This window comes from Mesorhizobium sp. RCAM 06353, from assembly GCF_059683585.1.
The window spans coordinates 1,441,298-1,466,846 of the sequence record NZ_CM185031.1 but is presented as its reverse complement, the minus strand read 5'-3'; the positions used below and the strand labels follow the sequence as shown (position 1 = coordinate 1,466,846).

Annotated in this window: 26 protein-coding genes and 1 pseudogene; 15 read left to right on the top strand and 12 right to left on the bottom strand. The window is 63.8% G+C overall.

Features of this window, described 5'->3' with window-relative positions; genetic code table 11:
* The first annotated feature begins 10 nt into the window (after positions 1–10).
* The 9 genes and pseudogenes from AC56QX_RS06775 to AC56QX_RS06735 all read left to right on the top strand — a co-directional run bounded on the left by AC56QX_RS06775 (position 11) and on the right by AC56QX_RS06735 (position 8,162).
* Positions 11–1,030 carry an MBL fold metallo-hydrolase gene (locus tag AC56QX_RS06775; RefSeq protein ID WP_497114644.1) on the top strand — a complete coding sequence of 340 codons (1,020 nt, stop codon included), beginning with the start codon at positions 11–13 and terminating at the stop codon, positions 1,028–1,030.
* Positions 1,031–1,101: 71 nt separating this feature from the next.
* The gene (locus AC56QX_RS06770) at positions 1,102–1,668 is read left to right on the top strand and encodes a hypothetical protein (protein ID WP_497114641.1); all 567 of its coding nucleotides are present in this window, start codon (positions 1,102–1,104) and stop codon (positions 1,666–1,668) included.
* Positions 1,669–1,768: 100 nt separating this feature from the next.
* On the top strand, positions 1,769–1,930 hold the full coding sequence (locus AC56QX_RS06765; RefSeq protein WP_010912345.1) for a DUF1328 family protein: 162 nt from the start codon (positions 1,769–1,771) through the stop codon (positions 1,928–1,930).
* 73 nt (positions 1,931–2,003) lie between these two features.
* The gene (dapF, locus tag AC56QX_RS06760) at positions 2,004–2,888 is read left to right on the top strand and encodes a diaminopimelate epimerase (RefSeq protein ID WP_497114637.1); all 885 of its coding nucleotides are present in this window, start codon (positions 2,004–2,006) and stop codon (positions 2,886–2,888) included.
* The gene (gene mtaB / locus AC56QX_RS06755; RefSeq protein WP_497114635.1) at positions 2,888–4,228 is read left to right on the top strand and encodes a tRNA (N(6)-L-threonylcarbamoyladenosine(37)-C(2))-methylthiotransferase MtaB; all 1,341 of its coding nucleotides are present in this window, start codon (positions 2,888–2,890) and stop codon (positions 4,226–4,228) included. The genes dapF and mtaB overlap by 1 nt, the downstream gene beginning before the upstream one ends.
* Positions 4,229–4,240: 12 nt before the next feature.
* Positions 4,241–6,183, top strand: a pseudogene (gene ftsY / locus AC56QX_RS06750) (signal recognition particle-docking protein FtsY).
* A 45-nt stretch (positions 6,184–6,228) separates the two neighbouring features.
* Positions 6,229–6,903, top strand: coding sequence for a septation protein A (locus AC56QX_RS06745; protein WP_497114633.1), 675 nt, complete (start codon positions 6,229–6,231; stop codon positions 6,901–6,903).
* Between the two features lie 67 nt (positions 6,904–6,970).
* Positions 6,971–7,591, top strand: a complete 621-nt coding sequence (locus AC56QX_RS06740) for a pyridoxamine 5'-phosphate oxidase family protein (RefSeq protein ID WP_497114630.1) — start codon at positions 6,971–6,973, stop codon at positions 7,589–7,591.
* Between the two features lie 37 nt (positions 7,592–7,628).
* On the top strand, positions 7,629–8,162 hold the full coding sequence (locus tag AC56QX_RS06735; protein ID WP_497114628.1) for an NADPH-dependent FMN reductase: 534 nt from the start codon (positions 7,629–7,631) through the stop codon (positions 8,160–8,162).
* Between the two features lie 260 nt (positions 8,163–8,422).
* Here AC56QX_RS06735 and AC56QX_RS06730 read toward each other — a convergent pair whose 3' ends face one another.
* Together AC56QX_RS06730 and AC56QX_RS06725 are read right to left on the bottom strand one after the other, a co-directional pair.
* Positions 8,423–8,629 carry a tautomerase family protein gene (locus AC56QX_RS06730; RefSeq protein ID WP_010912352.1) on the bottom strand — a complete coding sequence of 69 codons (207 nt, stop codon included), beginning with the start codon at positions 8,627–8,629 and terminating at the stop codon, positions 8,423–8,425.
* Between the two features lie 177 nt (positions 8,630–8,806).
* Positions 8,807–9,727 carry an SMP-30/gluconolactonase/LRE family protein gene (locus tag AC56QX_RS06725; RefSeq protein WP_497114625.1) on the bottom strand — a complete coding sequence of 307 codons (921 nt, stop codon included), beginning with the start codon at positions 9,725–9,727 and terminating at the stop codon, positions 8,807–8,809.
* Between the two features lie 275 nt (positions 9,728–10,002).
* Here AC56QX_RS06725 and AC56QX_RS06720 point away from each other — a divergent pair, with 275 nt between their 5' ends.
* Positions 10,003–10,167: a hypothetical protein gene (locus AC56QX_RS06720; RefSeq protein WP_081850415.1), complete on the top strand. Its 165-nt coding sequence runs from the start codon at positions 10,003–10,005 to the stop codon at positions 10,165–10,167.
* A 261-nt stretch (positions 10,168–10,428) separates the two neighbouring features.
* Here AC56QX_RS06720 and AC56QX_RS06715 read toward each other — a convergent pair whose 3' ends face one another.
* From AC56QX_RS06715 to ccmA, 4 genes are all read right to left on the bottom strand, one after another.
* Positions 10,429–11,007: a DsbE family thiol:disulfide interchange protein gene (locus tag AC56QX_RS06715; protein WP_497114622.1), complete on the bottom strand. Its 579-nt coding sequence runs from the start codon at positions 11,005–11,007 to the stop codon at positions 10,429–10,431.
* The gene (ccmD, locus tag AC56QX_RS06710; RefSeq protein ID WP_172347884.1) at positions 11,004–11,177 is read right to left on the bottom strand and encodes a heme exporter protein CcmD; all 174 of its coding nucleotides are present in this window, start codon (positions 11,175–11,177) and stop codon (positions 11,004–11,006) included. The genes AC56QX_RS06715 and ccmD overlap by 4 nt, the downstream gene beginning before the upstream one ends.
* Positions 11,178–11,346: 169 nt before the next feature.
* Positions 11,347–12,012, bottom strand: a complete 666-nt coding sequence (gene ccmB / locus AC56QX_RS06705; RefSeq protein WP_497114620.1) for a heme exporter protein CcmB — start codon at positions 12,010–12,012, stop codon at positions 11,347–11,349.
* A gap of 193 nt (positions 12,013–12,205) precedes the next feature.
* The gene (gene ccmA / locus AC56QX_RS06700; RefSeq protein WP_497114618.1) at positions 12,206–12,814 is read right to left on the bottom strand and encodes a heme ABC exporter ATP-binding protein CcmA; all 609 of its coding nucleotides are present in this window, start codon (positions 12,812–12,814) and stop codon (positions 12,206–12,208) included.
* Positions 12,815–13,100: 286 nt separating this feature from the next.
* On the opposite strand from ccmA, the gene acnA reads away from it, so the two are divergent.
* Positions 13,101–15,791, top strand: a complete 2,691-nt coding sequence (gene acnA / locus AC56QX_RS06695) for an aconitate hydratase AcnA (protein ID WP_497114615.1) — start codon at positions 13,101–13,103, stop codon at positions 15,789–15,791.
* A 66-nt stretch (positions 15,792–15,857) separates the two neighbouring features.
* Here the strand turns inward: acnA and AC56QX_RS06690 are convergent, their stop codons facing one another.
* A complete protein-coding gene (locus AC56QX_RS06690) occupies positions 15,858–16,535 on the bottom strand; it encodes a ceramidase domain-containing protein (RefSeq protein ID WP_497117696.1) in 678 nt (225 codons plus the stop codon).
* 178 nt (positions 16,536–16,713) lie between these two features.
* Here AC56QX_RS06690 and AC56QX_RS06685 point away from each other — a divergent pair, with 178 nt between their 5' ends.
* Positions 16,714–17,499, top strand: a complete 786-nt coding sequence (locus AC56QX_RS06685) for a DUF1223 domain-containing protein (protein ID WP_497114612.1) — start codon at positions 16,714–16,716, stop codon at positions 17,497–17,499.
* Positions 17,500–18,166: 667 nt separating this feature from the next.
* Complete coding sequence (locus AC56QX_RS06680; RefSeq protein WP_475455719.1) at positions 18,167–18,553, top strand: DUF2794 domain-containing protein; 387 nt, start codon at positions 18,167–18,169, stop codon at positions 18,551–18,553.
* Between the two features lie 75 nt (positions 18,554–18,628).
* Here the strand turns inward: AC56QX_RS06680 and AC56QX_RS06675 are convergent, their stop codons facing one another.
* The 4 genes from AC56QX_RS06675 to AC56QX_RS06660 all read right to left on the bottom strand — a co-directional run bounded on the left by AC56QX_RS06675 (position 18,629) and on the right by AC56QX_RS06660 (position 23,576).
* Entirely contained in the window at positions 18,629–19,210 is a 582-nt protein-coding gene (locus tag AC56QX_RS06675) for a GNAT family N-acetyltransferase (protein ID WP_497114609.1), read from the bottom strand.
* Positions 19,211–19,329: 119 nt separating this feature from the next.
* A complete protein-coding gene (locus AC56QX_RS06670) occupies positions 19,330–20,103 on the bottom strand; it encodes a Bax inhibitor-1/YccA family protein (RefSeq protein WP_027059369.1) in 774 nt (257 codons plus the stop codon).
* A 228-nt stretch (positions 20,104–20,331) separates the two neighbouring features.
* Positions 20,332–22,881: an ABC transporter permease gene (locus AC56QX_RS06665; protein WP_497117695.1), complete on the bottom strand. Its 2,550-nt coding sequence runs from the start codon at positions 22,879–22,881 to the stop codon at positions 20,332–20,334.
* Entirely contained in the window at positions 22,881–23,576 is a 696-nt protein-coding gene (locus AC56QX_RS06660) for an ABC transporter ATP-binding protein (protein WP_497114605.1), read from the bottom strand. The genes AC56QX_RS06665 and AC56QX_RS06660 overlap by 1 nt, the downstream gene beginning before the upstream one ends.
* Before the next feature lie 86 nt (positions 23,577–23,662).
* Here AC56QX_RS06660 and AC56QX_RS06655 point away from each other — a divergent pair, with 86 nt between their 5' ends.
* Positions 23,663–24,307, top strand: coding sequence for an arylesterase (locus AC56QX_RS06655; RefSeq protein WP_497114603.1), 645 nt, complete (start codon positions 23,663–23,665; stop codon positions 24,305–24,307).
* Between the two features lie 129 nt (positions 24,308–24,436).
* Complete coding sequence (gene thpR / locus AC56QX_RS06650) at positions 24,437–25,033, top strand: RNA 2',3'-cyclic phosphodiesterase (protein ID WP_497114602.1); 597 nt, start codon at positions 24,437–24,439, stop codon at positions 25,031–25,033.
* Here thpR and AC56QX_RS06645 read toward each other — a convergent pair.
* Positions 24,937–25,455 carry a low molecular weight protein-tyrosine-phosphatase gene (locus AC56QX_RS06645; RefSeq protein ID WP_497114600.1) on the bottom strand — a complete coding sequence of 173 codons (519 nt, stop codon included), beginning with the start codon at positions 25,453–25,455 and terminating at the stop codon, positions 24,937–24,939. The two genes, thpR and AC56QX_RS06645, sit on opposite strands and share 97 nt — an antisense overlap.
* Positions 25,456–25,549: the final 94 nt, after the last annotated feature.

Below are 25,549 nucleotides of genomic sequence, written 5' to 3'. Positions count from 1 at the left end.
AGCACCGACCTTGGCCGCCAGAAAAAAAGCCGCCAACCGCTATTACAGCGGTCCGCCCAGCGACCATTTCGATGGCACCTTGTTCTTCAATCCCGGCGGCCGGATGCCCGGCCGCTTCACCGATCTGCTGAAATGGCAGTTCAACGGCCAGCGCGCGAAATGGCCGGCGACCAGTCCGAGCCCGTTTCCGCAGGCAAGGCCAGCCGCGCGGGTCGAAGGCTCCGATCTGACCGTGACCATGGTCGGCCATTCGACCTTGCTGATCCAGACGGCCGGACTGAACATCCTCACCGATCCCGTCTGGTCGCAACGCACGTCGCCGTTTTCCTTCGCCGGACCAAAACGCGTCAATCCGCCGGGCATCGCCTTTGACGACCTGCCGCCGATCGACCTCGTGCTGGTCAGCCATAACCACTACGACCATCTCGACCTCGCCACGTTGAAACGGCTGAAGAAAAATCACGATCCGCGTGTGGTGACGCCGCTGGGCAACGATGTGCTGATCGGCGAGGCGGTTCCCCATATGCGGCTGTCGGCGCATGACTGGGGCGACAGGGTTGAGATCGGCAATGGCGTTTTCGTCCATGTCGAGCCGGCGCATCACTGGTCGGCGCGCGGCGCCCGCGACCGCCGCATGGCGCTGTGGGCCGGCTTCGTCATCGAGACCCCAGCCGGAAAAATCTATTTCGCCGGCGATACCGGCTTCCACGACGGCATCAACTACCGGCTGGTGGCGGACAAGCATGGCGGCTTCCGCTTTGCCATCCTGCCGATCGGCGCCTACGAGCCACGCTGGTTCATGGCGCCGCAGCACCAGAATCCGGAAGAAGCGGTGCAAGGCATGAAACTGTGCAATGCCGCCTTCGCCGCCGGCTGCCACTGGGGCACTTTTCAGCTCACCGACGAACCGATGGACGAGCCGGCCCGCAAACTGACCGAGGCGCTCGAGGTCGAAGGCCTGCCGCAGGAGCACTTTCGCGCCTTGCGGCCCGGTGAGGTCTGGAAGGTACCGGAGGTCGAACAAGGCTGAAGTTCTGCATTGGCCATTTACGGCACCATCATTTTCGCCGATGGTCCGGCCAGCAAAAAGGGGGACTTCAGATGAAATCGATCGTTGCAGCTCTGATGGCGCTGGCAATTTCAGCACCTGCGGCTTTCGCGGGTGAAATTACCGATCGCGCGGCCGACGCCGAAAAGGCGATGGAAGCCGGCGATGGCGCCGGCGCGCTGGAGAAATTCCGCAGCGCCGAGGAGGCCTTGTGGCAAGCGATGCCGCTTGCCGTGCAGAACGTCAAACAGGTCGACTCGGCCGGCGGCTTCGGCATCTACAACGAGCGTGCCAATCACGTTTATAAGCCAGGCGAGAAGGTCGTGCTCTACATGGAGCCTGTCGGCTATGGTTACGGCTCGGACGGCCTTGGCAACAGCCAGATCGCGCTTTCCGTCGACCTCACCGTGCTCTCCGAATCGGGTGAATCTCTGGGCACCTTCGAGAAGATTGGCAGCGTCCAGGTTGCCTCCCGCTCGCACAACCGCGAGCTGTTCTTCAAGCTCGACCTGTCCCTCGATGGCCTGCCGGCCGGCAAATACAAGTGCAATTTCCTCATGCATGACCAGAACTCGACCAAGACGGCACCGTTCAGCACGGATATCGAGATCGCCGGCTAGTTTTTACCACGGACATAAGCCTCGCAGCCCACGGAACCCAAGCACGACAGCCGCGTTTTCATGCGGTTTTTAAAATCTGTCGGTTTTGCGAGGCATTCCCATGATCAAATGGATCATCATTCTGCTCATCGTCGCCGCCGCGGCGAGCCTGCTCGGCATGCCGGCGCTGGCCGGAGCCGCCGCCACCGGCGCGCGTATCCTCATCGGCATCGTTCTGGTCATCTTCCTGCTGGTGGTGCTTGGCATTTTCGCCGTCACGTAAAACGCCTGCAGACTGGTAATTCCCGCCCGTTTCCGCCATATAGCGCCAAACGGACATGGAATTTCGTGGAGCTATGGCAAGCACTGCCCCTTTCGCCAAGATGAACGGCATCGGCAACGAGATCATCGTTGCCGACATGCGTGGCCGTGCCGATCAGGTGACGGCGGCGGCGGCGCTGGCGCTGAACGCCGATGCCGCGACCCGCTTCGACCAGATCATGGCGATCCATGATGCGAAGACGCCGGGCACCGCCTACTATGTCGATATCCTGAATTCCGACGGCACCAGTGCGCAGGCCTGCGGCAACGGCATGCGTTGTGTCGTCCAGGCGCTCGCCGCCGAGACCGGGCAGAAGACCTTCACCTTCGAAACCCGCGCCGGCATTCTCAATGCCCGGGAACATGCCGATGGCTCGATCTCGGTCGACATGGGCGTGCCGCATTTCGGCTGGCAGGAGATTCCGCTGGCCGAAGAGTTCCGCGACACCCGCATGATCGAGTTGCAGATCGGCCCGATCGACGCGCCGGTGCTGCATTCGCCCTCCGCCGTCTCGATGGGCAACCCGCACGCCATCTTCTGGGTCGACCGCGATGTCTGGACCTATGAGCTCGAGCGCTTCGGTCCGCTGCTCGAGAACCACCCGATCTTCCCCGAGCGCGCCAACATCACCATCGCGCAGGTCACCTCGCCCGAAACCATGATCATCCGCACCTGGGAACGCGGCGCCGGCCTGACCAAGGCCTGCGGCTCGGCGGCTTGCGCATCGGTGGTGGCCGCGGCCCGCACCAGGCGGACCGGTCGCAGCGTCAGCCTGCTGACGCCGGGCGGCGGCACGCTGCATGTCGAATGGCGCGACGACGACCACGTCATCCTGACCGGTGCCGCCGAATGGGAATTTTCCGGTAGCTTCGATCCCTCGACCGGCATTTGGGCCCGTGACACTGAAAGCGCGGCCTGATGTCGGCTGCTCTGTCCAAGAGCCCGGACTTCGACGGCTCCCTTTCCGAGGCCCCCAGCCGCATTGATGTGGTGACTTTCGGTTGCCGGCTGAACACCTATGAATCCGAAGTGATGCGGCGCGAGGCCGAAACCGCCGGGCTCGGCGCGCTGGAAGGCGGCGCCGTGATCTTCAACACCTGCGCCGTCACCGGCGAGGCGGTCCGCCAGGCCAAACAGGCGATCCGCAAGGCCCGCCGCGACAGCCCGCAGGCGCGCATCATCGTCACCGGCTGCGCCGCCCAGACCGAGCCTGAAAAATTCGCGGCCATGGACGAGGTCGACCTCGTGCTTGGCAATGAAGAAAAGCTCAAAGCGAATTCGTATCGCGCGCTGCCGGATTTCGGCGTCAACGACACCGAGAAGGCCCGCGTCAACGACATTTTCTCGGTGCGCGAAACCGCCGGCCATATGGTCGACGCCATCGAGGGCCGGGCGCGCGCCTTCGTCCAGGTGCAGAATGGCTGCGACCACCGCTGCACCTTCTGCATCATCCCTTACGGCCGCGGCAATTCGCGCTCCGTGCCGATGGGCGCGGTGGTCGAGCAGGTCAAGCGGCTGGCCGGCAACGGTTATGCCGAGATCGTGCTGACCGGTGTCGACATGACGTCTTTCGGCGCCGACCTGCCGGGCGCGCCCAAACTCGGCAAATTGGTGAAGGCCATCCTGAAACAGGTGCCTGACGTGAAGCGGCTGCGCCTGTCCTCCATCGATTCGATCGAGGCCGACGACGATTTGCTCGACGCCATCGCCAGCGAATCCAGGCTGATGCCGCATCTGCATCTGTCGCTGCAATCGGGCGACGACATGATCCTGAAACGCATGAAACGCCGGCATCTGCGCGACCAGTCGATCCGCTTCTGCGAGGATGTACGCAAATTGCGTCCTGGCATCGTCTTCGGCGCCGACATCATCGCCGGCTTCCCGACCGAGACCGACGCCATGTTCGAGAACTCGGAAAAGATCGTCGAGGAATGCGGCCTGACGCACCTGCACGTGTTTCCGTTCAGCCCGCGCGAAGGCACGCCCGCCGCGCGCATGCCGCAGCTGCGCCGCGAAGTGGTCAAGCAACGCGCCGCTCGGCTGCGCGCCGCCGGTGAGGCTGCGTATCGGCGCCACCTGGCCTCGCTGCCCGGAACACGCCAGTCAATCCTGGTCGAGCGCGACGGCCTTGGCCGCACCGAAGGCTTCACGCTTGCCGCGCTCGGCACCGGCATGCCGGGCGAGATCGTCGAAGCGACAATTACTGGCCACGATGGTATCAGGCTGATCGCAGCCCCGCTTGCCGCACGCGCCGCCTGAGAAACGCAAAGCATGGCTGGTTTTTTCAAGAAGATATTTTCGTTCGGCAAGAAAGAAATTGTCGAGGAGCGGATCGACGAGACCGCGCCGCTGCCGCCGATCAAATGGGATCAGCTCGATGCGCTGAAGCCGGCGGCCGAGCAGGTCGTTCCGGAGTTTTTGAAGCGCGACGAGCCTGTGCCAGCGCCCCACCCTCCCCTCGATGGGGAGGGTCGCCACGAAGTGGCGGGGAGGGCTGATGGCGCTGACGCCAGCGCCAGTCACCCCCACCCCCAAGCTTCGCTTGGGACCTCCCCCATCGAGGGGGAGGTAAAGCCAGCGCCGGGGGCAGCGCCTGTCAAGGAACCGGCACCCGAGCCCGTTCCGACCATCCCACCGGTGCCTGAGCCGATCGTTCCGTCTGAACCGGAACCGCTGCCTGAGCCGGCGCCGGTCGAAGAACCGGCACCCGCGCCAAAGCCAGAGCCGCCGGCACCCGAGGAAATTCCGGTGCCACCCGCCGCTCCGGAGCCCGCCCCCGAACCGCAGCCTCAAGAAGTCCCTGCTCCAGCCGAGCCCGAGATTGCGCCGCCGCGTCCGGAGAGGCAGCCGGAACCGGCGCCGATAGAAGTGCCGGCGCCACCCGCCGAGAGTCCGGTCGAGGTGCCGTCACCGGCTGCACCTGTGGTGCAGCCAACTTCGAAGGTTAGCGCCGCGCCGCCTGCCGCGCCGACGCCTCACCCTCCCCACGATGGGGAGGGTCGACGCGAAGCGTCGGGGTGGGGTGACAGCGCCGACGCCAGCGCCAGTCACCCCCACCCCCAGGCTTCGCTTGGGACCTCCCCCATCGCGGGGGAGGTAAAGCGCACGCCGCCCGAAGCCACACTTGCGCCGGTCGCGCCGCAGCCCGTTATTGCCGAGATCGCGCCCGAGCCGCAGCCCATCCCGCCACCTGCCCCACAACCCGTGCCGGAGCCGAAACCCGCTCCCGGCAAGGTGACGGTGGCGAAAAAGTCGAGCAGAAGGCCGAGCCGGTGCAAGCGCCGGAGCCGGCGCCGAGGCGCTCCTGGTTCCAGCGCATGCGGGACGGGCTTGCCCGTTCGTCGCGCGAACTCACCGGCAACATCGCCGGCGTCTTCACCAAGCGCAAGCTGGACGAGGAAACGCTGCAGGACCTCGAGGATGTGCTGATCCGCGCCGACCTCGGCATGGAGACAGCACTTCGTATCACCGACGCGCTGGCCGCCAGCCGCTACGGCAAGGACGTCTCCGATACGGACGTCCGCACCGTCATGGCGGCCGAGGTGGAGAAGGTGCTGACTCCTGTCGCCCGGCCACTGGAGCTCGACCTCTCGCACAAGCCGCATGTCATCCTCGTGGTCGGCGTCAACGGCACCGGCAAGACCACCACCATCGGCAAGCTGGCGGCCAAGCTGACTGATGGCGGCCTGTCGGTGATGCTCGCCGCCGGCGACACGTTTCGCGCTGCCGCGATCGAACAATTGAAGATCTGGGGCGAGCGCACCAAATCGCCGGTCATCGCCTCAAAGATCGGCGCCGATGCCGCGGGCCTCGCCTATGACGCCTTCGAACGGGCAAAAGAAGCCGGCTCCGACGTGCTGATCATCGACACCGCCGGGCGGCTGCAAAACAAGACCGAGCTGATGGCGGAACTGGAAAAGATCGTCCGCGTGCTCGGCAAGCTCGACCCGGAAGCGCCCCACACCGTGCTGCAGACAGTCGACGCCACCACCGGCCAGAACGCGCTCAACCAGGTCGAGATCTTCCGCAACATCGCCGGCGTCAACGGCCCGGTGATGACCAAGCTGGACGGCACGGCGCGCGGCGGTATTCTGGTGGCGATCGCGGCAAAGCACAAATTGCCGGTCTATTTCATCGGCGTCGGCGAACAGGTCGACGACCTCGAACCTTTCTCGGCAAGCGAATTCGCCAGGGCGATCGCTGGAGTGGCGTAACGGCATGATCCCTTTTGAACGGGACCGTGTGTAAGAAGGAAGATCATGAACCCACCCATTCTCGAACGCGATCCGTCCGACCCGCAGAAAGAGAAGAAGGAAGGCGTCAATCCCGTGCTCAAGCTGGTGCTGGAGCTGGGACCCCTGCTGGTCTTCTTCTTCGCCAATGCGCGCGGCGAATGGCTGGTGCAGAAATTCCCGGTTCTCGGTGAATTCGGCGGCCCGATCTTCGTTGCCACCGGCCTGTTCATGGCCGCCACGGCCATCGCGCTGATCGCGTCCTGGCTGCTGACGCGCACCTTGCCGATCATGCCGATGGTGTCGGGCGTCGTCGTCTTCATCTTCGGCGCGCTGACGCTCTATCTGCAGGACGACATCTTCATCAAGATGAAGCCGACCATCGTCAACACGCTGTTCGGCGGCGTGTTGCTCGGCGGCCTCTACTTCGGCAGGTCGCTGCTTGGCTATGTCTTCGATTCGGCCTTCAAGCTCGATGCCGAAGGCTGGCGCAAACTCACCTTCCGCTGGGGCCTGTTCTTTATCTTCCTGGCCATCGTCAACGAAGTGGTGTGGCGCAATTTTTCCACCGACGCCTGGGTTACCTTCAAGGTCTGGGGCATCATGCCGATCACGCTTCTGTTCACCTTCAGCCAGATGCCACTGATCCTGCATCATTCGCTGGACGACAAGGCGAGCGGGGAAGAAAAGCCCGGCAAGTAGAAGCAATTCCAGGAAAAGTGTGAAGCGGTTTCCCTAGGGAATTGCGTCAAACAATAAGGGGAGAGCCATGGAATTCGTCACCACACGCGACGAGCTGAGGACGATCTACAAGACGCCCCGGCCCACCGATGGCTCGATCCGCAAGGAATTGAAGGCACTCGACGGCCATTGCCGCTCCTTCATCGGCAAGAGCCCGTTCGTGCTGATCGGCTCCTCCGACGGCGAAGGCAATGCCGACGTGACGCCGAAGGGCGACAAGCCCGGCTTCGCCGCCATTCTCGACGACCGGACCATCGCCATTCCCGACCGGCCCGGCAACAACCGGCTGGACACGCTGGAAAACATCCTGCGCAATCCCTCCGTCGGCCTGCTCTTCCTCATCCCCGGCATGAACGAGACGCTGCGCGTCAATGGCGATGCCCGCATCACCGTCGACGCCAATTTGCGCGAGCGCCTGGCCGTCGACGGCAAGGAGCCGCAAAGTGTCATCGTCGTCGCCGTCAAGGCCGCCTACATGCATTGCGCCAAGGCCTTCATGCGCTCTGATTTGTGGAAGCCGGAAAGCTGGTACGACCGCGCGACGCTGCCGACGCTCGGCCAGATCCTGCGCGACCAGCTGACACTCGCCGATTCGGTCGAGGCGACCGACAGCTGGCTCGACGAGGAATACAAGAAGACGATGTGGTAGGTTTTGCCGACGACGATTCGTCCTGACTGGCTCCACCTTGCTGAACATCCTTGCCATCTCCGGCAGCCTGCGCGCGGCCTCCACCAATTCGGCCCTCGTCGCGGCACTGGCGCGCAACGCGCCGACCGGCTGCCGCGTCAGCGTCTATGAAGGACTCGGCCGGCTGCCGATCTTCAACCCCGACGAAGAGGGCGAGCGGACGCCGCGCGAAGCGGCGGACCTGATCGACGCCGTCACCAGTGCCGACGGCATCATCGTCTCCTGTCCCGAATATGCCCATGGCGTGCCAGGCGGGCTGAAGAACGCGCTCGACTGGCTGGTCTCGCGCGACGCCGCCGTCGCCAAACCGGCCATGCTGGTCCACGCCTCGCCACGCTCGCTCTTCGCCCGTGCCGCATTGGCCGAGATCATGCGGACGATGTCGTTCGCGATGTGTGAGGACGGATTGGAGATTGCGTTGTTGGGGAAGAAGTCGCCGGAGGTGGAGATGATCCTGGAGGAGGAAGTGAACCAGCAGGCGATGCGCAATGCGCTGGCTGCCTTCGCTGATTTTATCCGCGGGCAAACATAGGGTCGTCATCCTAGGGCGAAGCAAGGAGCGAAGCGACGCGGCGCAGACCCTAGGATCCATGCCGCGACTTTTGCCGGAGAATGCAGCGGTCCAAGAAAGACAGCCAGACGTTGGATACTAGACGGAACCGCGCCGCAGACAGAATTGCACCGCCGCGACGCTCGGAGGTCCCGGCATGGATCCTAGGGTCTCCGCGACGTCGCTTCGCGACTGCTTCGCCCTAGGATGACGAAGGAAACGGGCTTCGCCACTCCTCCAACCTACCCCTTCCGCAACGTCTCGACATCGGTCTTGCCGACATACCAGTCGCGGGCGTTGACCTCTTCGAAAACCACCCAGACATCGTCATTGCCAAGTCCGGTGGCCTCCATGATTGCCGCCGTGACTTTTTTGGCGATGTCAGCCTTCTTGCCTGCCGGATCGGCGGCGATCACTTCCTTGACGATGCGGATGTTGACGAATGGCATGACGTCCTCCCCTTCAAATAGCTAACGCCGCTGAGACCGTTTGGAAATTCGCTCTGGCGAGACATATGATGGTGGTTTCGAGGACCGGAGCGCAGCGGACATTTGGGTCCGTGAGCACCGGAAGCGCAGAAAACGCCTTCAGATGACCGCCAGAGTAGAATTTCCAAACGGTCTCACTCAAAAGGTCTTGGCCCCGTTCACCATCAGCCGCACCGAATAGAGCGAGGTGGTGCCGGCGATGTAGAGGCAGTTCAGCTTGGCGCCACCGAACACGCAATTGGCGGTCACTTCCGGCACCTTGACCTTGCCGATCAGCGTGCCGTCCGGATCGTAGCAATGGATGCCGTCGGCGGCACTTGTCCAGATGCGCCCGTCCGCGTCGAGCCTAAACCCGTCGAACAGGCCGGCGGTGCAGTCGGCGAACACCTTCTCGCCCGAAACCTTCTTGCCGTGCTTGCCGACGTTGAACACCCGCATATGCGCCGGGTTCTCAGCGCCATGCGTGCGGCCGGTGTCGACGACATAGAGCAGGCTCTCATCCAGCGAGAAGGCAAGCCCGTTGGGCCTGACCATGTCGGTGATGACGGCCTCGACCTCGCCGCTATCGGGATCGACCCGATATACATAACAAGCGCCGATCTCGCTCTCGGCCTTGTCGCCCTCATAGTCGGTGTCGATGCCATAGGTCGGATCGGTGAACCAGATCGAGCCGTCGGACTTCACCACCGCGTCGTTGGGTGAGTTCAGGCGCTTGCCCTTCCATTTGGCGGCAATCGTGGTGACCGAGCCATCGTGCTCGGTGCGGCTGACGCGGCGGCCCGAATGCTCGCAAGTGACGAGCCGGCCCTGCCGGTCGACGGTGTTGCCATTGGAATTGCCCGACGGCTGCCGGAAGACGCTGACGCTGCCATCCGTCTCGTCGAAGCGCAGCATGCGATTGTTCGGAATGTCGGACCAGACGACGTAGCGGCCGGCGGCGAACCAGGCCGGCCCTTCCGCCCAGCGGCATCCGGTGAACAGCTTCTCCACCTGCGCGTTGCCGTTGAACAGGCGCGCGAAGCGCGGATCGAGAATTTGGTAATAGTCTTCGGTCGCCATGCATTTCCTCCCGGCATCACGTGACGCCGGATCAAGCCAGCCCGCGATCGATCTGGCAAGTCGGGGCCCTCGCAATTTGCATGACAAAACGGAGAGGAAACAGCCGTGCGACCAGGGCTGTCTCGCCTTAGGACTCGATTAACCGGCTATGCGCTGCGCGCAATGGTGCATTGCAACATCTTCTTTTTGCAATGCACCATTACTATGTCATGTTCCGTATTGACCAAGGGAGGAAGAACCGGCCGCCAGAATGCGGCATAGAAGGAACCCTTGCTATGATCTTCGATCTCATGAACCGCGCTCGCAGCAGCATCGCCAAGCGCAAGCACTACAACCGCCTCGTCGCCGAAATCGACAGCTTCTCCAGCCGCGATCTGGCCGACATGCGCGCCGACCGCTCGGAAATGCTCTACCAGATCCACAAGCAGATCTACGGCTGAGTATTCGGTCGACCTGTCACGTTCGTCATCCTTGGGCGTAGCGACGCGAAGCGGAGCGAAGACCCAAGGATCCATGCCGTGATTTTCGAGCACCGCAGCGGTGCAGAACTTGTTTTGCGATGATCCGTGATCTCGCATAAGCAAACGCACGCTTCGGACCGCCGCATTTCTCTGCGAACGTCTCGGCATGGATCCTAGGGTCTGCGCTGCGTCGCTTCGCTCCTTGCTGCGCCCTAGGATAACGAAGGCGGGAGAGCGCCATCAGTTCGGTGCCGCTAGCGCCTTGTCGATCTGTGGCAGCAAGAGATTCCGCGCCGTCTCATCCGTCAGCGGGCCGACATGCTTGTAGGCAATTTTACCATCCTTGCCGATGACGAAGGTTTCCGGCACGCCATAGACACCCCAGTCGATCGCCGTACGGCCGGCTTCGTCGACGCCGATCGCCTGGAACGGATTGCCGAGGTCGCCGAGGAACCGGCGGGCGTTTTCCGGCCGGTCCTTGTAGTTCAGCGCCGTCATCACGAACCGCTTGTCCTGCGACAGCGCCAACAGCACCGGGTGCTCTTCCCGGCACGGCGCGCACCATGACGCAAACACATTGACCAGCGTGACCTTGCCGGCAAACGCTCTGGAATCGAGCCCCGGCAGGTTTGACCCCTCTAACGCTGGCAGATTGGTCTGCGGCGCCGGCAGCCCGATCAGCGCCGAAGGCACCTCAGAGACATCGCGTCCCGACAAAAGCTGAGACAGGAACAGGCCGGCAAGGCCGAGAAAGACCAGCAACGGCAACAGCACGAACAGGCGGCGACCCCGCGTCGGGGTTTCGGTTTCGCTGCTCACGGCTTCTCAGCCTCCGCCTTGTCGGAACGCCGCCGTACGCCTGCTGCTTCCAGTTCGGCAAGATCCCGCTTGCGCCCCCTTTGGTCGAGCAGAATCCAGCCGATCAGCCCGGCCAGAACGACCGCCGTGATGCCATAGGCGGCCGTGACATAGAGTGCATGCGCACTCATGCCTGTCGCTCCATCGGCGCGCCTCTTTCCAACCTTCTGCCTCGCTTGGCCATGCTTTCCCTTAATGGCGCGCCGGCGGCTTCGCAATCGGCTGCCGTGCCGCAGGCCGCCAACTTATGCGGTCGCCGCGCCACAGCTTTGATGTCGCGCAAATCATGGCCAACCTCGCTCAATCCGTTCCATGTCGCAGCGCCAGCGCCGCCGAGACTGGGCCGAGCACCGCAAGAAACAAGGTCAGCGCGGCAAGAATGAGGAAGGGCTGCAGAAAGGGATCGGGGTTCGCCGTCGCGCCATAGCTTGCCGAAACGCCGAAGATCAGCACCGGAATGGTCAGCGGCAGCACCAGCACCGAGATCAACAGCCCGCCGCGCGGCAGCGCCACCGCCACGGCAGCACCGGCGGCGCCGATGAAGGTGATCGCCGGCGTGCCGACGAGCAGCGTCAGCGCCGTGGCGCCAATCGCGAGCGGCTCCATGTTCATGAACAGGCCGAGCAGCGGCGCGGCGATGACCAGCGGCAGCACGCTGCCCGCCCAATGCGCCAGGCATTTCACCAGCACGGTCAGCGCCAGCATGTGCCGGTCATTGCCGAGCACCAGCAGATCGAGCGAGCCGTCCTCGCGGTCGGCCTGGAACAGCCGGTCGAGCCCGAGCAGGCAGGCGAGCAGCGCGCCGATCCACAGGATCGCCGGGCCGATGCGAGCCAGCAGCTTAAGGTCCGGCCCGACGCCGAACGGAATGGTGGCGATGACGGCGAGGAAGAAGATGACGCCGGTCAACGCCCCGCCGCCGGCGCGCATGTTGAGGCGGATGTCGCGGGCGAAGAGCGCTAGCATGATTTGAGATGTCTGCGCCCAGGCACCCCCCTCTGTCCTGCCGGCCATCTCCCCCGCAAGGGGGGAGATTGGCAGTTCATACGCCTCGCCAGCCTTCGAACGTTGGAGATTGGCGAAGGCCGAGACAACATCCGATCTCCCCCCTTGCGGGGGAGATGTCCGGCAGGACAGAGGGGGGTGCCTCGCACCGTCATCAATCCGTTTCCCCCATTCTCAATTCCCGTGCGCCCTCCAACCCCAGCGGCAAATGCGTCGCCGCGACGATCATCCCACCCCCAGCACAATGCTTCGTCATCAGCCCCGCAAACCGCGCCTCCGAAGCCTTGTCCAATCCCGCCGTCGGCTCATCGAGCAGCCACAAGGGCCTCTGACTCACCAACAGCTTGGCAATCGCCGCACGCCGCCTTTGCCCGGTCGACAAATACCCGAACGGCAGATGACCAATGCCAACCAGCCCGACCGTCGCCAGCGCCTCATCGACGTCGACATCTCCGCCGCCATTGAAGTCGCGCCAGAAGCGCAGGTTCTCCGCCACGCTGAGAGCCGGCTTCATCGCGTTCTGGTGACCAAGGTAGTGACAGGCCGAGGCAACAGACGGAAACGCCTCGCCGCCGCCTTCGATCAGCAGCCGGCCCTCCGCCACCGGCAGCAGCCCGGCAATGATCCTCAGCAAGGTTGATTTGCCCGATCCGTTCGGCCCGGTGACGACCAGCGCCTGACCCTGATCGAGCGCAAAGTCGATGCCGGAAAAAACCGGTTCGCCGCCGCGTTCGCCGCCCAGATTTTCGGCGATAAGCCGCATCGCTCGCCTACCCTGAAAACAATGTTTCGCGAGCGCTGCCGCATCGCACAAATTTGCTCTCCGACTGTCTAGAACTATTCCAGAAAATTCTCTATATGCGGGTCATCCGTGCCAGCGGTCGGCACGGGAACAAGAATTTGCGCCGAACCAGCGCACGCGCCGCCTTGAACGGCTCGGGTTGCTTGGGAACGGACAGCGGAAATGGCCGTACCCGCACCTTTGCGCGTGATTGCATGCCATCGGCGTCCGTTCCCTTTCAGGCTGAACAGACAAGGACGGACCGCACGTGTCAAAATCCCTCGATAGTTTCAATTGCCGTCGCACGCTGACCGCGGGCGGCACCGAATATGCCTATTTCGACCTCATCGAGGCCGAGAAGAACGGCCTCACCGGCATCGCCCAGCTGCCTTATTCGATGAAGGTGCTGCTGGAGAACCTGCTGCGCAACGAGGACGGTCGCTCCGTCACCAAGGAATCGATCCAGGCGGTGGCTGGCTGGCTGACCGACAAGGGCACCGCCGGCGTCGAGATCGCCTATCGCCCGGCCCGCGTGCTGATGCAGGATTTCACCGGCGTTCCGGCAGTGGTCGATCTGGCCGCCATGCGCGACGCCATGGCTTCGCTCGGCGGTGACCCGCAGAAGATCAACCCGCTGGTTCCAGTCGACCTCGTCATCGACCATTCCGTCATCGTCGATGAATTCGGCACGCCGATGGCCTTTGCCCGCAATGTCGAGCTCGAATATGAGCGCAACGAGGAGCGCTACAAGTTCCTGAAATGGGGCCAGCAGGCGTTCCGCAACTTCCGCGTCGTGCCGCCCGGCACCGGCATCTGCCATCAGGTCAACCTCGAATATCTCGGCCAGGTCGTGTGGACCAACACCGAGGATGGCGAAACGACAGCCTATCCCGACACCTGCGTCGGCACCGATTCACACACCACCATGATCAACGGCCTTGGCGTTCTCGGCTGGGGCGTCGGCGGCATCGAGGCCGAGGCGGCCATGCTCGGCCAGCCGGTCTCCATGCTTCTGCCTGAGGTGATCGGCTTCCGCCTCACCGGCAAATTGAAAGAAGGCGTCACCGCCACCGACCTCGTGCTCACCGTCACCCAGATGCTGCGCAAGAAGGGTGTCGTCGGCAAGTTCGTCGAATTCTTCGGCCCGGGCCTCTCCAACATGACGCTGGCCGACCGCGCCACCATCGGCAATATGGCGCCCGAATATGGCGCCACCTGCGGCTTCTTCCCGGTTGATAGCGAGACCATCCGCTACCTCACAATGTCCGGCCGCAGCGAGGACCGCATCGCATTGGTAGAGGCTTATTCAAAGGCACAAGGCCTGTGGCGCGACACCGGCTCCGCCGACCCGGTCTTCACCGACCTGCTCGAGCTTGAGCTTGGCAGCGTCGTGCCGTCGATGGCCGGCCCCAAGCGCCCCGAAGGCCGTGTCGCGCTGGAAGGCATTCCGGCCGGCTTCGCCAAGGCGATGGAGACCGAATACAAGAAGGCGGCCGAAATCTCCAAGCGCTACGCCGTCGAAGGCACCGACCATGACCTCGGCCATGGCGACGTCGTCATCGCCGCCATCACCTCGTGCACCAACACCTCGAACCCGAGCGTGCTGATCGGCGCCGGCCTTCTGGCCCGCAACGCCAACCGCCTCGGTCTCAAGCAGAAGCCCTGGGTGAAGACCTCGCTCGCCCCCGGCAGCCAGGTCGTGGCCGAATATCTCGAAAAATCCGGCCTGCAGAAGGAGCTCGACCAGATCGGCTTCAACCTGGTCGGCTTCGGCTGCACCACCTGCATCGGCAATTCCGGCCCGCTGCCGGCGCCGATCTCGAAAACCATCAACGACAAAGGCCTGATCGCCGCCGCGGTGCTCTCCGGCAACCGCAACTTCGAAGGCCGCGTCTCGCCCGACGTGCAGGCGAATTACCTCGCGTCGCCGCCGCTGGTCGTTGCCCACGCGCTCGCTGGAACCGTCACCAAGGACCTGACCACCGAGCCGCTCGGCGAGGACAAGAACGGCAACCCGGTCTACCTCAAGGATATCTGGCCGAGCTCGGCCGAGATCCAGGAGTTCATCGAGAAGAACGTCACCCGCGAGCTGTTCGCCCGCAAATATGCCGACGTCTTCAAGGGTGACGAGCACTGGCAGAAGGTGCAGGCGCCGGAAGGCCAGACCTATGCCTGGGACGACAACTCGACCTATGTGCAGAACCCGCCCTATTTCGCCGGGATGACCGCCGGATTCGGCAAGATCGGCGACATCAAGGGCGCGCGCGTGCTCGGCCTGTTCGGCGACAAGATCACCACCGACCACATCTCGCCGGCGGGTTCGATCAAGGCCGCCTCGCCGGCCGGCAAATACCTCACCGACCATGGCGTCGGCGTCGCCGACTTCAACCAGTACGGCACGCGGCGCGGCAACCATGAGGTGATGATGCGCGGCACCTTCGCCAACATCCGCATCCGCAACCACATGCTGGGCGAGAATGGCCGCGAGGGCGGCTACACCATCCACTACCCGTCGAAGGAAGAGGAATCGATCTACGACGCGGCGATGGAGTACAAGAAGGAAGGCGTGCCGCTGGTCATCTTCGCTGGCGTCGAATACGGCAACGGCTCGTCGCGCGACTGGGCAGCCAAGGGCACGAACCTGCTTGGTGTTCGCGCGGTCATCGCCCAGTCCTTCGAGCGCATCCATCGCTCGAACCTGGTCGGCATGGGCGTCATCCCCTTCGTCTTCGAGGAAGGCACTTCGTGGGCCTCGCTCAACCTCAAGGGTGACGAACTGGTCGAGATCGACGGGCTGAGCAGCATCAAGCCGCGCCAGACGATGATCGCCAAGATCACCTATGGCGACGGCACGGTGAAGAACGTGCCGATCATCTGCCGCATCGATACGCTGGACGAACTCGACTACTTCAAGAACGGCGGCATTTTGCAATACGTGCTGCGCGATCTTGCTGCCTAAGGCAGCAAGGGAATAGGGCTTGGGCAGTAGGGAATAAGAGGCCCCCTACTGCCTACTGCCTACTGCCTACTGCCTACTGCCTACTTTCGGCGCTCCAAACCGCGCCGTCGCTGCCAGCAGCACCCCCAGCATCAGCCCGTTGAAGATGTGCCACAGGAAGTGCGTGCCGAGCGGAAAGCTGGCGCAGACCATCGGGTCGATCATGCGGCAGATGACGGACACCACGAAGATCGCCGACCCCGCCAGATTGTACCAGCCGGCCCGGTTGCCGCTGACTGTTACCCAGACGCCGAAGAAGGCGAGCGCCAGGAATGGCGGCAGGTAGCCCGTCGTGCCGTTCGACGCCTGGCGCAGCCAGTCCGGCACGGCGAAGGTTATCGCGCCGGCCACCGCATAGAAGACGACAAAGATAGCGATCGCCTTGCCCCAGTCCATGCCGAGGAAGCGGCGCAGATTGAGCAGCGTATAGGCGAGCGTGAAGCCGGCAATCGGCAGGATATCGACCCAGATCGTGCCCCTGGTGGCAAAGGTATGGAAGATCGTCGAGCCGATGCCGATCGCCACCACCCACCAGGCCAGCACCTCGGCGAAGGTGCCGGCCTTGCATCGGCGTACTTCCCGCACACCCCACAATCCCGCGGCAATGAAAGCAAGGTTGGTCAAAGCATTTGTCGGCTCGGCCCAAAGTTCAGGCCCGGTCCGCTCGCAATAGAGATCGACCGGGGTCAGGAGAGTTTGCCACATGGTGATGATGCCAGCCCCGAATCGAACCATGTCGTGAAATGCAGTGTCTCTCCTATTGCGACCTTACCTGCGGCTGCAATGGCAAAATTTCACCGCAACGTGACTTCCCGTTGACTTCCGCTTCTGCCACATATTTCTGACAATCAGGACAAAGCCGGCGCCACCGGCGGGAATTGGAATGGTCATGGCCTGGCGAAGATCACTTTGGCTGGCAGCCTTTGCGCTGGCCTTCTCGGCTTCTGCCGGTGCCGGCCATGCGGGCGAGGCCGAACGAATCCAGGCGGACAAGCCCCAGCAGGACAAGCCGCTCGGCGTGGTCGAACTGTTCACCAGCCAGGGCTGCAGTTCCTGCCCGCCGGCCGATGCCTTCTTCGCCGAACTTGCGACCAAGGAAGACATCGTCGCGCTCTCCTATCACGTCGACTATTGGGACTATCTCGGCTGGAAGGACACGCTGAGCCGCAAGGAAAACACCGAGCGGCAATATGATTACATGCGCGCCTTCGGCAGCCGCTCGGTCTATACGCCGCAAGCGGTCCTCAATGGCCGCGTGCACGTCAACGGCGCCAATCGCGGCGAGGTCGATGGTGCGCTCGCCCGCATGGCGAAATCCGGCGAAGGCATGCATGTCCCCGTCAAGGTCAGCCGCACCAGCGACCGCGTGATCATCGACGCCGGCGATGCCGGCGCCGGTCCGAGCGACGCCCATGTCGTCATCGTCTATTTCGAGCAGCCGCAGACGGTCAAGATCGCCCAGGGCGAGAACTCCGGCCGCAAGATGACCTACTGGAACGCAGTCACCGGCATCCAGACCGCCGGCATGTGGCACGGCAAGGCGCAACGCTATGAATTGCCGATGAGCGAGATCACCAAGAGGGGCGGCTGCGCCGTGCTTCTGCAATCGGTCGGCAAGGACGGCATGCCGGGGCCCATCCTGGGGGCTGCGTTTATTCACAAGCCGTAACGGAATTGCCGAAACGGGCCTGCCTTCGTCATCCTGGGGCGAAGCAGGAGCGAAGCTCCGTCGCGGAGGCCTCGGGATCCATGCCGTGACATTTGCTGCATGTAAAAGCGGTCAAGGGTCGAGCGTTTCTCTCGACTCGGCCTGATCGACAACAACCTTTTGCGACCGCTTATCCTGAACCGCCGCGCTCTTCGGCCGATGTCGCGGTATGGATCCCAGGGTCTGCGCGCCGCTTCGCGGCGTTCCGCCCTGGGATGACGTAGGCTCTGAGCATCACGCTCGACCCGGGCATGAAAAAACCGACGTCAGCTTGCTTCTGACGTCGGTCATTTAGGTTTTGGGATCGTCGCACCCGATTCTTCCGAGGAAAAACCGAGGTTGGTTCGATCCGACGCAGACCCGTGGGCGGGGGGCTTGGGGTTTACGAGCCGGTGCCGGACCGAACCGTCTCAGGCAACGCCGGTAAATTCGTCGGACATTGGGGCATGAGCGCGGATAAAAAATGGCGAGAATGTGGCGAAGCATCACCAATTCCAACATGCCGTTCGCAAACGTGACTGGACGTTACGGAAACGGCGCGCCGCCGCAGGCGCTTCGCCGGCTCTTGCAATTGCGGCGTGAAGGGGCCAATTTTGGTTGGCAAAGATTCATTTTGAAGGATCGAGGCATGACTGACGACAGCGGCGGGACGGGGGATGGTGACGCATCCGCAATATTGATCCCGCTGCACGAGGCGCGACGTGAACGCCTCGACCAGCCGGTGCGCTTCGACCGGCGTGAACTGGACCAGATCCTGAGACTCTACGGACGCATGGTCGCCGCCAATGAATGGCGTGACTACGCCATCGATCATCTCACCGACAGGGCCGTGTTTTCCGTCTTTCGCCGCGCCAGCGAAGTGCCGCTGTTCCAGATCGTCAAGGATCCGAAACTGGCCCGCAAGCAAGGCGCCTTCGCCGTCATCGCCGCCGGCGGCCGCATCCTCAAACGCGGCCAGGAACTCGGCCGCGTGCTTGGTGTCTTCGACAGCAAGCTGAAAGTGGTCGAGGCCTGAGCGGGGGAATTGGAGAACTGAAGAATTGAAGAAAAAAGCTCGGCGCCTGATATAATCGCCGTCTGCTTTTGCTCTTCAATTCCTCAGTCCATTTCCCTCGCGAAATCTCCGCTCCGGCAAAGAAGCCGGATCCGGCGGCAGCGTCGCCCCACCGTTCAGCGACAGCTGCATGAACACCGTGTCCAGCCAGCGCCCGTGCTTGTAGCCGGAGCCTTCGAGCCGGCCTGAATGGCGAAAGCCGAGCTTTTCGTGCAGCCTGACCGAGGCGCTGTCGGCATGGCCGTCGCCGATCACCGCGACGATCTGGCGAAAGCCCGCCGCTTCGGCCGCCGCGATCAAGGCCTGCATCAGCATGAGTCCCACGCCCTGGCCCTTGGCCTCAGGTGCGACATAGACCGAATCCTCGACGACGAAGCGATAGGCGGGGCGCGGCCGGAAAGCGCCGGCATAGGCATAGCCGAGCACGGCGCCGTCCTTTTCCGCCACCAGATAGGGAAAGCCGCCGTCCGTGAGCGTGGCGAATCGCGTGCCCATCTCGGCACGGCCTGGCGGCTCCAGCTCGTAGCTCGCCGTGCCATGTGTCACCGCGTCGGCGTAGATTTCGGTGATGGTGTCTAGGTCGGCCGCGCTGGCCGGCCGAATCACGATATTGCTCATTCTTTATGCAAGCCTTCTGTCTGCCTCTGATAACAGCAAACACCGGCGCAAAAGAAAAGGGCGGCCGTTGGGCCGCCCTTTCCAAACCCTATGGTCCAGTCAGACCATGATGCGAAGCCTTAGCGGCGGTCGCCCATGAACTGCAGCAGAAACATGAACAGGTTGATGAAGTCGAGATAGAGCCTCAGCGCGCCCATGATGGCCTTGCGGCCGGCGACATCCGAAGCATCACCGTCGAAATACATCTCCTTGATCTTCTGCGTGTCGTAGGCGGTGAGGCCGGCGAAGACCAGCACGCCGATCGCCGAAACGGCAAACGACAGCGCCGACGACTGCAGGAAGATGTTGATCACCGACGCGATGATGATGCCGAACACGCCCATGATCAGGAACGAGCCCATCGCCGTCAGGTCGCGCTTGGTCGTGTAACCGAACAGCGACAGCGCGCCGAAGGCGGCGGCGGTGGCGAAGAAAGTCTGCGAGATGCTGGCCGTGGTGTAGACCAGGAAGATCGACGACAGCGACAGGCCGACGAGGCCGGCATAGACCCAGAACGTCGTCTGCGCGGCAGCAACGCTCATCGACTGAATCCTGAACGACAGGAAGAACACGGCGGCCAGCGGCGCCAGCATCACCACCCAGCGCAGCGGCGAGCCGAAGATCGCATAGCCGAAGGACGTCAGCATCTCGCCACTCGGCAACGTTGCGACGGCCGAGGCCGGATCGGTGGTGGTGGCCAGCATGATCGTGCCGACGGCGGCAAGGCCGGTGATGAGGAGGCCAAGCCCCATCAGATTGTAGACCTTGATCATATAGGCGCGCAGACCCTGATCGATGTCGGCGCGGACGCCGGGCACCGCCGACGTCTGATAATTGCGAATGGGATCAGCCATTGGAATCCTCTATTGCTTCTGCCCCGTCCGGTGTCGGGCCTCTTGCGGACCCAGGCGCCGCTGGCGGGGCTCCAGCATGCCTGTGGAGAAATATGATGGTTATTCGCGTCAAGAACAAGACCGTAACCGGATGTAACGATTCGTGAGAGGCCGAAATGCCGATTTCCGGGCTTTCCGGCCGGCATCCTTACCAAGATTTAATCCAGGACGGCGGCTCCGGCCCTGAAATTACAACTCACGCAGCACCGGTGCGGCCTTGTGGCCAAGCACCCGCCAGGTGCCGGCGAGACCGATGCCGACCGTGATCACCAGGGCAAAGACGATGGTTGCCACCGCCACCTCCGGCATGAAATGCGACGGCAGGGTCATGATGCGGGCGACGATGTACCAGGCCGCGATGCCGCCGGCCGCCAGCGCGAAGATGGCGGTGGCCAGTCCGATCAGCATGTACTCGAGAGAGAAGGCCGTGATCAGCGTTCTCCTGGTGGCGCCGAGCGTCTTCAGCACCACCGCGTCGTGGATGCGCGCCCGGTTGCCGGCGGCGAGCGCACCGGCCAGCACCAGAACCGAAGCGATCAGCGCCACGCCGGCCGCCGCGCGGATCGCCGTGCCGAGCTGGCCGACCAGCCGGTTGACGACATCGAGCGCATCCTTGACCCGCACCGTCGTCACCGCCGGGAAGGCGCGGGTGACAGCATTGAGGATGCGCGCGTCATCGGCCGTCGTGGCACTCTTTTCGGTCAGCGTCGCCATCCAGCCATGCGGCGCACCGGCGAATGTGTTGGGTGAGAACACCATGACGAAGTTGATGCCCATCGTCTCCCATTGGACCTGGCGGAAATTGGCGATCCTCGCCGTCACGTTGCGGCCAAGCACATTGACGGTGACGGTGTCGCCGAGCTTCAGCCCGATTTGCTTGCCTTCCACGGCCGAGAACGAAACCAGCGGCTCGCCGGCATAAGTGTCCGGCCACCATTTGCCCTCGGTCAGCGTCGCATTTGCTGGTTGTTTCGCATCATAGGTCAGGCCGCGATCGCCTTTCAGCACCCAGGCGCCTTCGGCCGGCACCTTGACCTTGTCGACATCGACGCCGTTGAGCGCCATCACCCGGCCGCGCAGCATCGGCACCTTGGCCAGTGTTCCCTGTGGCGCTTGCCTGCCGATCAGTGCGGAGAACGCGTCGACATCGCTGCCCTGGATGTCGACGAAGAAGAAATTCGGCGCTCGCTCCGGCAGGCTGCCGGAGATCTGCTGCCGCAGATTGCCGTCGATCAGCGCCAGCGTCACCAGCAGCGTCAGGCCCAGCCCCAGCGACAGCACCACCGATGGCGTCAAGGCGCCCGGCCGATGGATGTTGCCGACGGCGAGCCTGAGCGCCACGAAGCGCACGCGCGGGCTCTTCCTCGCCGCCCATTGCACCAGCGCGCCGACAAGCCGCAGCACCAGGAAGGCGAAGATGGTGGCGCCGACAAAGATCGAGGCAATGCGCTGGTCGCCCGAGAACAGGATGGCCAAAGCCGCCAGCAGCAGCGCGATACCAACGGCCGATGCGACATAGATCGGACGCGGCAGGCCACGGCTTTCCAGACCCATCTCGCGGAACAGCGCGGTCGCGGGCACATCGCGGGCGCGGCCGAGCGGCAGCAGCGCGAAGGCCAGCGTCACCAGCAGGCCGAACAGCGCCGCCATGCCGAGCGCGTCGGGATAGAAACCACCCTCCGCCGGCACCGGGATGACGGACTGCAGTGCGGCACTCGCGGCAAAGGGCATCAGCGCGCCGAGCACCAGACCGAGCACGATGCCGAGTGCCGCGATGATCAGTATCTGCACGAGATAGACGGCAAAGACGAAGCCGCCGGAAGCGCCGAGGCTCTTGAAGGTGGCAATGACGCCGCGCTTGTCGTCAAGATAGGCGCGTACCGCATTGGCGACGCCGACGCCGCCGACCACCAGCGCCGTCAGCCCGACCAGCGTCAGGAATTGCGAGAAGCGTTCGATGTTGGAGGACAGTGCTGGCGCTGCATTGCCGCGCGTGCGGATCGACCAGCCGGCCTCGGGAAAATCTTTCGCCGCCTGGTCCTGGATGGCCTTGAGCCGCGCCTCGTCGGCGTCGGAGGGTAGCCGGACCTTGTAGGCATTTTCGACCAGGCTGCCCGGCTGCACCAGCCCGGTCGCCGCGAGAGCTTCGGTCGAGATCATCAGCCTTGGCGCGAAGCCGAAACCGTCGGACACCGCATCCGGCTCGGTGACCAGCCCGGCGCGCAGCTCGAAAGTGGCTGTGCCGAGCTTCAACCGGTCGCCGGGCTTGAGATGCAGCCGTTCGAACAACAAATCCGGTGCCGCGGCGCCAAAAACGCCGAACTCTTCGCCGAACAGCTCCTGCTTCGACAGCTTCGGCTCGATTTCCAGCGCGCCATAAAGCGGATAGGCGTCGTCGACCGCCTTGGCCTCGACCAGCGCCTGGTCCGAACCGTCGGCCAGACGCGCCATGGAGCGCATGCTGGCAGTGCGCGAAACGGTGCCCAGCCCGTCGAGAAAGCCACGCTCCGCCTGGCTGGCATCGCGCTGGTTGATCTGGAAGCGCAGATCGCCGCCGAGCAGCGTCTGGCCCTGGTCGGCGACGCCGGCGCTGATCGAACGGGCAACCGAATTGACGCCTCCGATCGCCGCGACGCCGAGCGCGATGCAGGCGAGGAAGATCAGGAAGCCGGACAGTCCGCCGCGCATCTCCCGCAGCGAGAAGCGGACAGCAAGCTTCAGCGTCTGCGCAAGCGGCATCAAGCGGTGACTTTCAGCGGCGCCGGCGCTTCGATCCGGCCGGAACGCATCGAGACCTGGCGCGAACAGCGCGCCGCAAGTGCGGGATCATGGGTGACCAGCACCAGCGTCATGCCGCGCTCGGCCGCCTTGGCGAACAGGAGGTCGGCAACCTGCCGTCCCGTCGCCTGATCGAGATTGCCGGTCGGCTCGTCGGCGATGAGAATGCGCGGCGACGGCGCCAGCGCCCGGGCGATCGCCACGCGCTGCTGTTCACCGCCCGAGAGCTCGCCGGGATAATGGGTGACGCGGTCGGAGAGACCCACCGCCGCCAGCTCGCGTGCCGCCACCGCGAACGGATCGGCATGACCGGCCAGCTCCAGCGGCACCGCGACATTTTCGAGCGCCGTCATGTTGGGGATGAGGTGGAAGGACTGGAACACGATGCCAATGTTTCGGCCACGAAACGAAGCAATCTGATCCTCGCTCTTGCCGTTGAGCAGCTCGCCGGCGATTCGTACCGTACCCGAATCGACCCGTTCCAGGCCTGCCAGCACCATCAGCAAGGTCGACTTGCCTGACCCCGAAGGCCCGACGATGCCGGTCGCCTCGCCGCGCGCCACTTCGAGGCTGACGCCCTTCAGCACATGGACGGACGAAGCGCCCTCGCCGAGCGTCAGCGATACGTCTTTCAGCGCGATGACGGCTTCTGTCAAAATGAAAGTGTCCTATATGGAACGTGAAGGCTCTGCTTGCCGGAAGCCGTCGCCGGAAGAGTTTTCTGTCATATGGGGCCTGCCGCATGTCTTTCAAACGCCAGATAGCCGCAGGCCTGATCCTTTTCCTGGCCGTTTGCGGCGCCATTTCGTCGGCGCGGGCCGAGCCCTTCAAGATCGTCGGCTTCGGTGACAGTCTGATGGCGGGCTTTGGCCTCGGGCCGGGCGGGGGTTTCACCGACAAGCTCCAGGCAGCTTTGCGCGCCAAAGGCCATGACGTAACCGTGGCCAATGCCGGGGTTTCCGGTGACACCACCAGCGGTGGCCTGGCACGGCTCGACTGGTCGGTGCCCGACGGAACCCAACTGGTCATCCTCGAACTCGGCGCCAACGACATGCTGCGCGGCGTCGCGCCCGATATCGCTGGGAAGAACCTGGACGAAATGCTGGGCAAGCTCAAACAGCGCAACATCGCGGTGCTGCTGGCCGGTATGCGCGCCGCGCCCAATCTCGGCGCCGACTACCAGACCGCCTTCGACGCCATCTTTCCGGACCTGGCCGCGAAGTACAGCGTCCCACTCTATCCGTTCTTCCTCGACGGCGTCGCCGGGCAGCCTGGCCTGCAGCTCGAGGATGGTTTGCATCCGAATGCCAGAGGTGTCGACCTGATGGTCGAGCGCATTCTCCCCACCGTCGAGAAGGCCATCGCGGCGGTGCCCGGAGGCACATGAGGCCGATCTGGACCCGTTTCCGTTGGGGAAACTTTTTTGCGAGACCTGTGACCAACAAACCTCTTGCCCCGTTTGACTATCGATGATTCGCTAGGGATGACAGTTCGATTCGAGGAAGGGAGGCTCACCATGCCGCGTCTTTTCACCGCCCTCGAAATTCCGCGTGACGCCGCCCTTTCGCTGTCCCTGCTGCGGGGCGGCCTGCCAGGCGCCCGCTGGATCGATGTCGAGAACTACCATTTGACGCTGCGCTTCATTGGCGATGTCGAAGGCCATGTCGCCGACGAGATCGCCAATGCGCTCGACCGCGTCCACCGCCCTTCCTTCTCGCTGACGCTGTCCGGTGTCGGCGCTTTCGGCCAGAAGAAGCCGCACGCTGTATGGGCCGGCGCCTCCGCTTCGCCCGATCTGGCAGCGCTTCAGGCCGAAATCGAGCGCATCTGCCAGCGGCTCGGCATCCCCGCCGACCCGCGCAAGTTCATGCCGCATGTGACGCTGGCGCGCTTGCGCAATTCGACGCCGCTTGATGTCGCCCAATACCTGTCGGCGCGCGGCAATTTCTCGACGCTGCCGTTCCGCATCGGCCGTTTCGTCCTGATGTCGTCGCGCGATTCGGTCGGCGGCGGCCCCTACATCGTCGAGGAAGCCTGGCCGCTGTCGGGCACCGATGCGCGTGCCGCCAGCCGCGTCGCCAGCGCCTCCGACGCCTCGCGGATCATGCGGTAGATTTCGGCAAAGGCCTCCGTCCCGTCATAGTAGGGATCGGGCACGTCGCGCGCCTGTCCATGCGCGAAGTCCAGGAAGAGCTGCACCCGGTCGCGCGCAGCCGCCGGCGCCAGCGCCTTGAGATCGGTGACATTCGAGCGGTCCATGCCGAGGATCAGGTCGAAACGGGAGAAATCCTCCGGCCTGACCTTGCGTGCCCTCTGCCCGGAAATGTCGATGCCGTGACGCACCGCAATCGCGATCGAGCGTGGATCAGGCGCCGAGCCGACCTCCCAGCCGCTGGTGGCGGCCGAATCGAGCTGGATATCCCGGCCCCGGCCATGCTCTGCCCAGACGGCGCGAAAGACGCCCTCGGCCAGCGGCGACCGGCAGATGTTGCCGAGGCAAACGAAAAGAATGGAATTTATCGGCTTTATGCTCATTCGATATGCGCCGTTTGTGCATTTGGGGCCCCAAAACCGCAAAGCACTTCTGGGCGACTTGCTTTATGGTGAGGGTCAAATTCGAGATAGCACG

Coding starts and splice junctions, on each gene's coding strand:
- AC56QX_RS06770 (WP_497114641.1), top strand. CDS start 1,102: ATGAAATCGATCGTTGCAGCTCTGATGGCGCTGGCAATTTCAGCACCT.
- AC56QX_RS06765 (WP_010912345.1), top strand. CDS start 1,769: ATGATCAAATGGATCATCATTCTGCTCATCGTCGCCGCCGCGGCGAGC.
- dapF (WP_497114637.1), top strand. CDS start 2,004: ATGGCAAGCACTGCCCCTTTCGCCAAGATGAACGGCATCGGCAACGAG.
- mtaB (WP_497114635.1), top strand. CDS start 2,888: ATGTCGGCTGCTCTGTCCAAGAGCCCGGACTTCGACGGCTCCCTTTCC.
- AC56QX_RS06745 (WP_497114633.1), top strand. CDS start 6,229: ATGAACCCACCCATTCTCGAACGCGATCCGTCCGACCCGCAGAAAGAG.
- AC56QX_RS06740 (WP_497114630.1), top strand. CDS start 6,971: ATGGAATTCGTCACCACACGCGACGAGCTGAGGACGATCTACAAGACG.
- AC56QX_RS06730 (WP_010912352.1), bottom strand. CDS start 8,629: ATGCCATTCGTCAACATCCGCATCGTCAAGGAAGTGATCGCCGCCGAT.
- AC56QX_RS06725 (WP_497114625.1), bottom strand. CDS start 9,727: ATGGCGACCGAAGACTATTACCAAATTCTCGATCCGCGCTTCGCGCGC.
- AC56QX_RS06720 (WP_081850415.1), top strand. CDS start 10,003: ATGATCTTCGATCTCATGAACCGCGCTCGCAGCAGCATCGCCAAGCGC.
- ccmD (WP_172347884.1), bottom strand. CDS start 11,177: ATGAGTGCGCATGCACTCTATGTCACGGCCGCCTATGGCATCACGGCG.
- ccmB (WP_497114620.1), bottom strand. CDS start 12,012: ATGCTAGCGCTCTTCGCCCGCGACATCCGCCTCAACATGCGCGCCGGC.
- ccmA (WP_497114618.1), bottom strand. CDS start 12,814: ATGCGGCTTATCGCCGAAAATCTGGGCGGCGAACGCGGCGGCGAACCG.
- AC56QX_RS06690 (WP_497117696.1), bottom strand. CDS start 16,535: ATGTGGCAAACTCTCCTGACCCCGGTCGATCTCTATTGCGAGCGGACC.
- AC56QX_RS06685 (WP_497114612.1), top strand. CDS start 16,714: ATGGTCATGGCCTGGCGAAGATCACTTTGGCTGGCAGCCTTTGCGCTG.
- AC56QX_RS06680 (WP_475455719.1), top strand. CDS start 18,167: ATGACTGACGACAGCGGCGGGACGGGGGATGGTGACGCATCCGCAATA.
- AC56QX_RS06675 (WP_497114609.1), bottom strand. CDS start 19,210: ATGAGCAATATCGTGATTCGGCCGGCCAGCGCGGCCGACCTAGACACC.
- AC56QX_RS06670 (WP_027059369.1), bottom strand. CDS start 20,103: ATGGCTGATCCCATTCGCAATTATCAGACGTCGGCGGTGCCCGGCGTC.
- AC56QX_RS06665 (WP_497117695.1), bottom strand. CDS start 22,881: ATGCCGCTTGCGCAGACGCTGAAGCTTGCTGTCCGCTTCTCGCTGCGG.
- AC56QX_RS06655 (WP_497114603.1), top strand. CDS start 23,663: ATGTCTTTCAAACGCCAGATAGCCGCAGGCCTGATCCTTTTCCTGGCC.
- thpR (WP_497114602.1), top strand. CDS start 24,437: ATGCCGCGTCTTTTCACCGCCCTCGAAATTCCGCGTGACGCCGCCCTT.
- AC56QX_RS06645 (WP_497114600.1), bottom strand. CDS start 25,455: ATGAGCATAAAGCCGATAAATTCCATTCTTTTCGTTTGCCTCGGCAAC.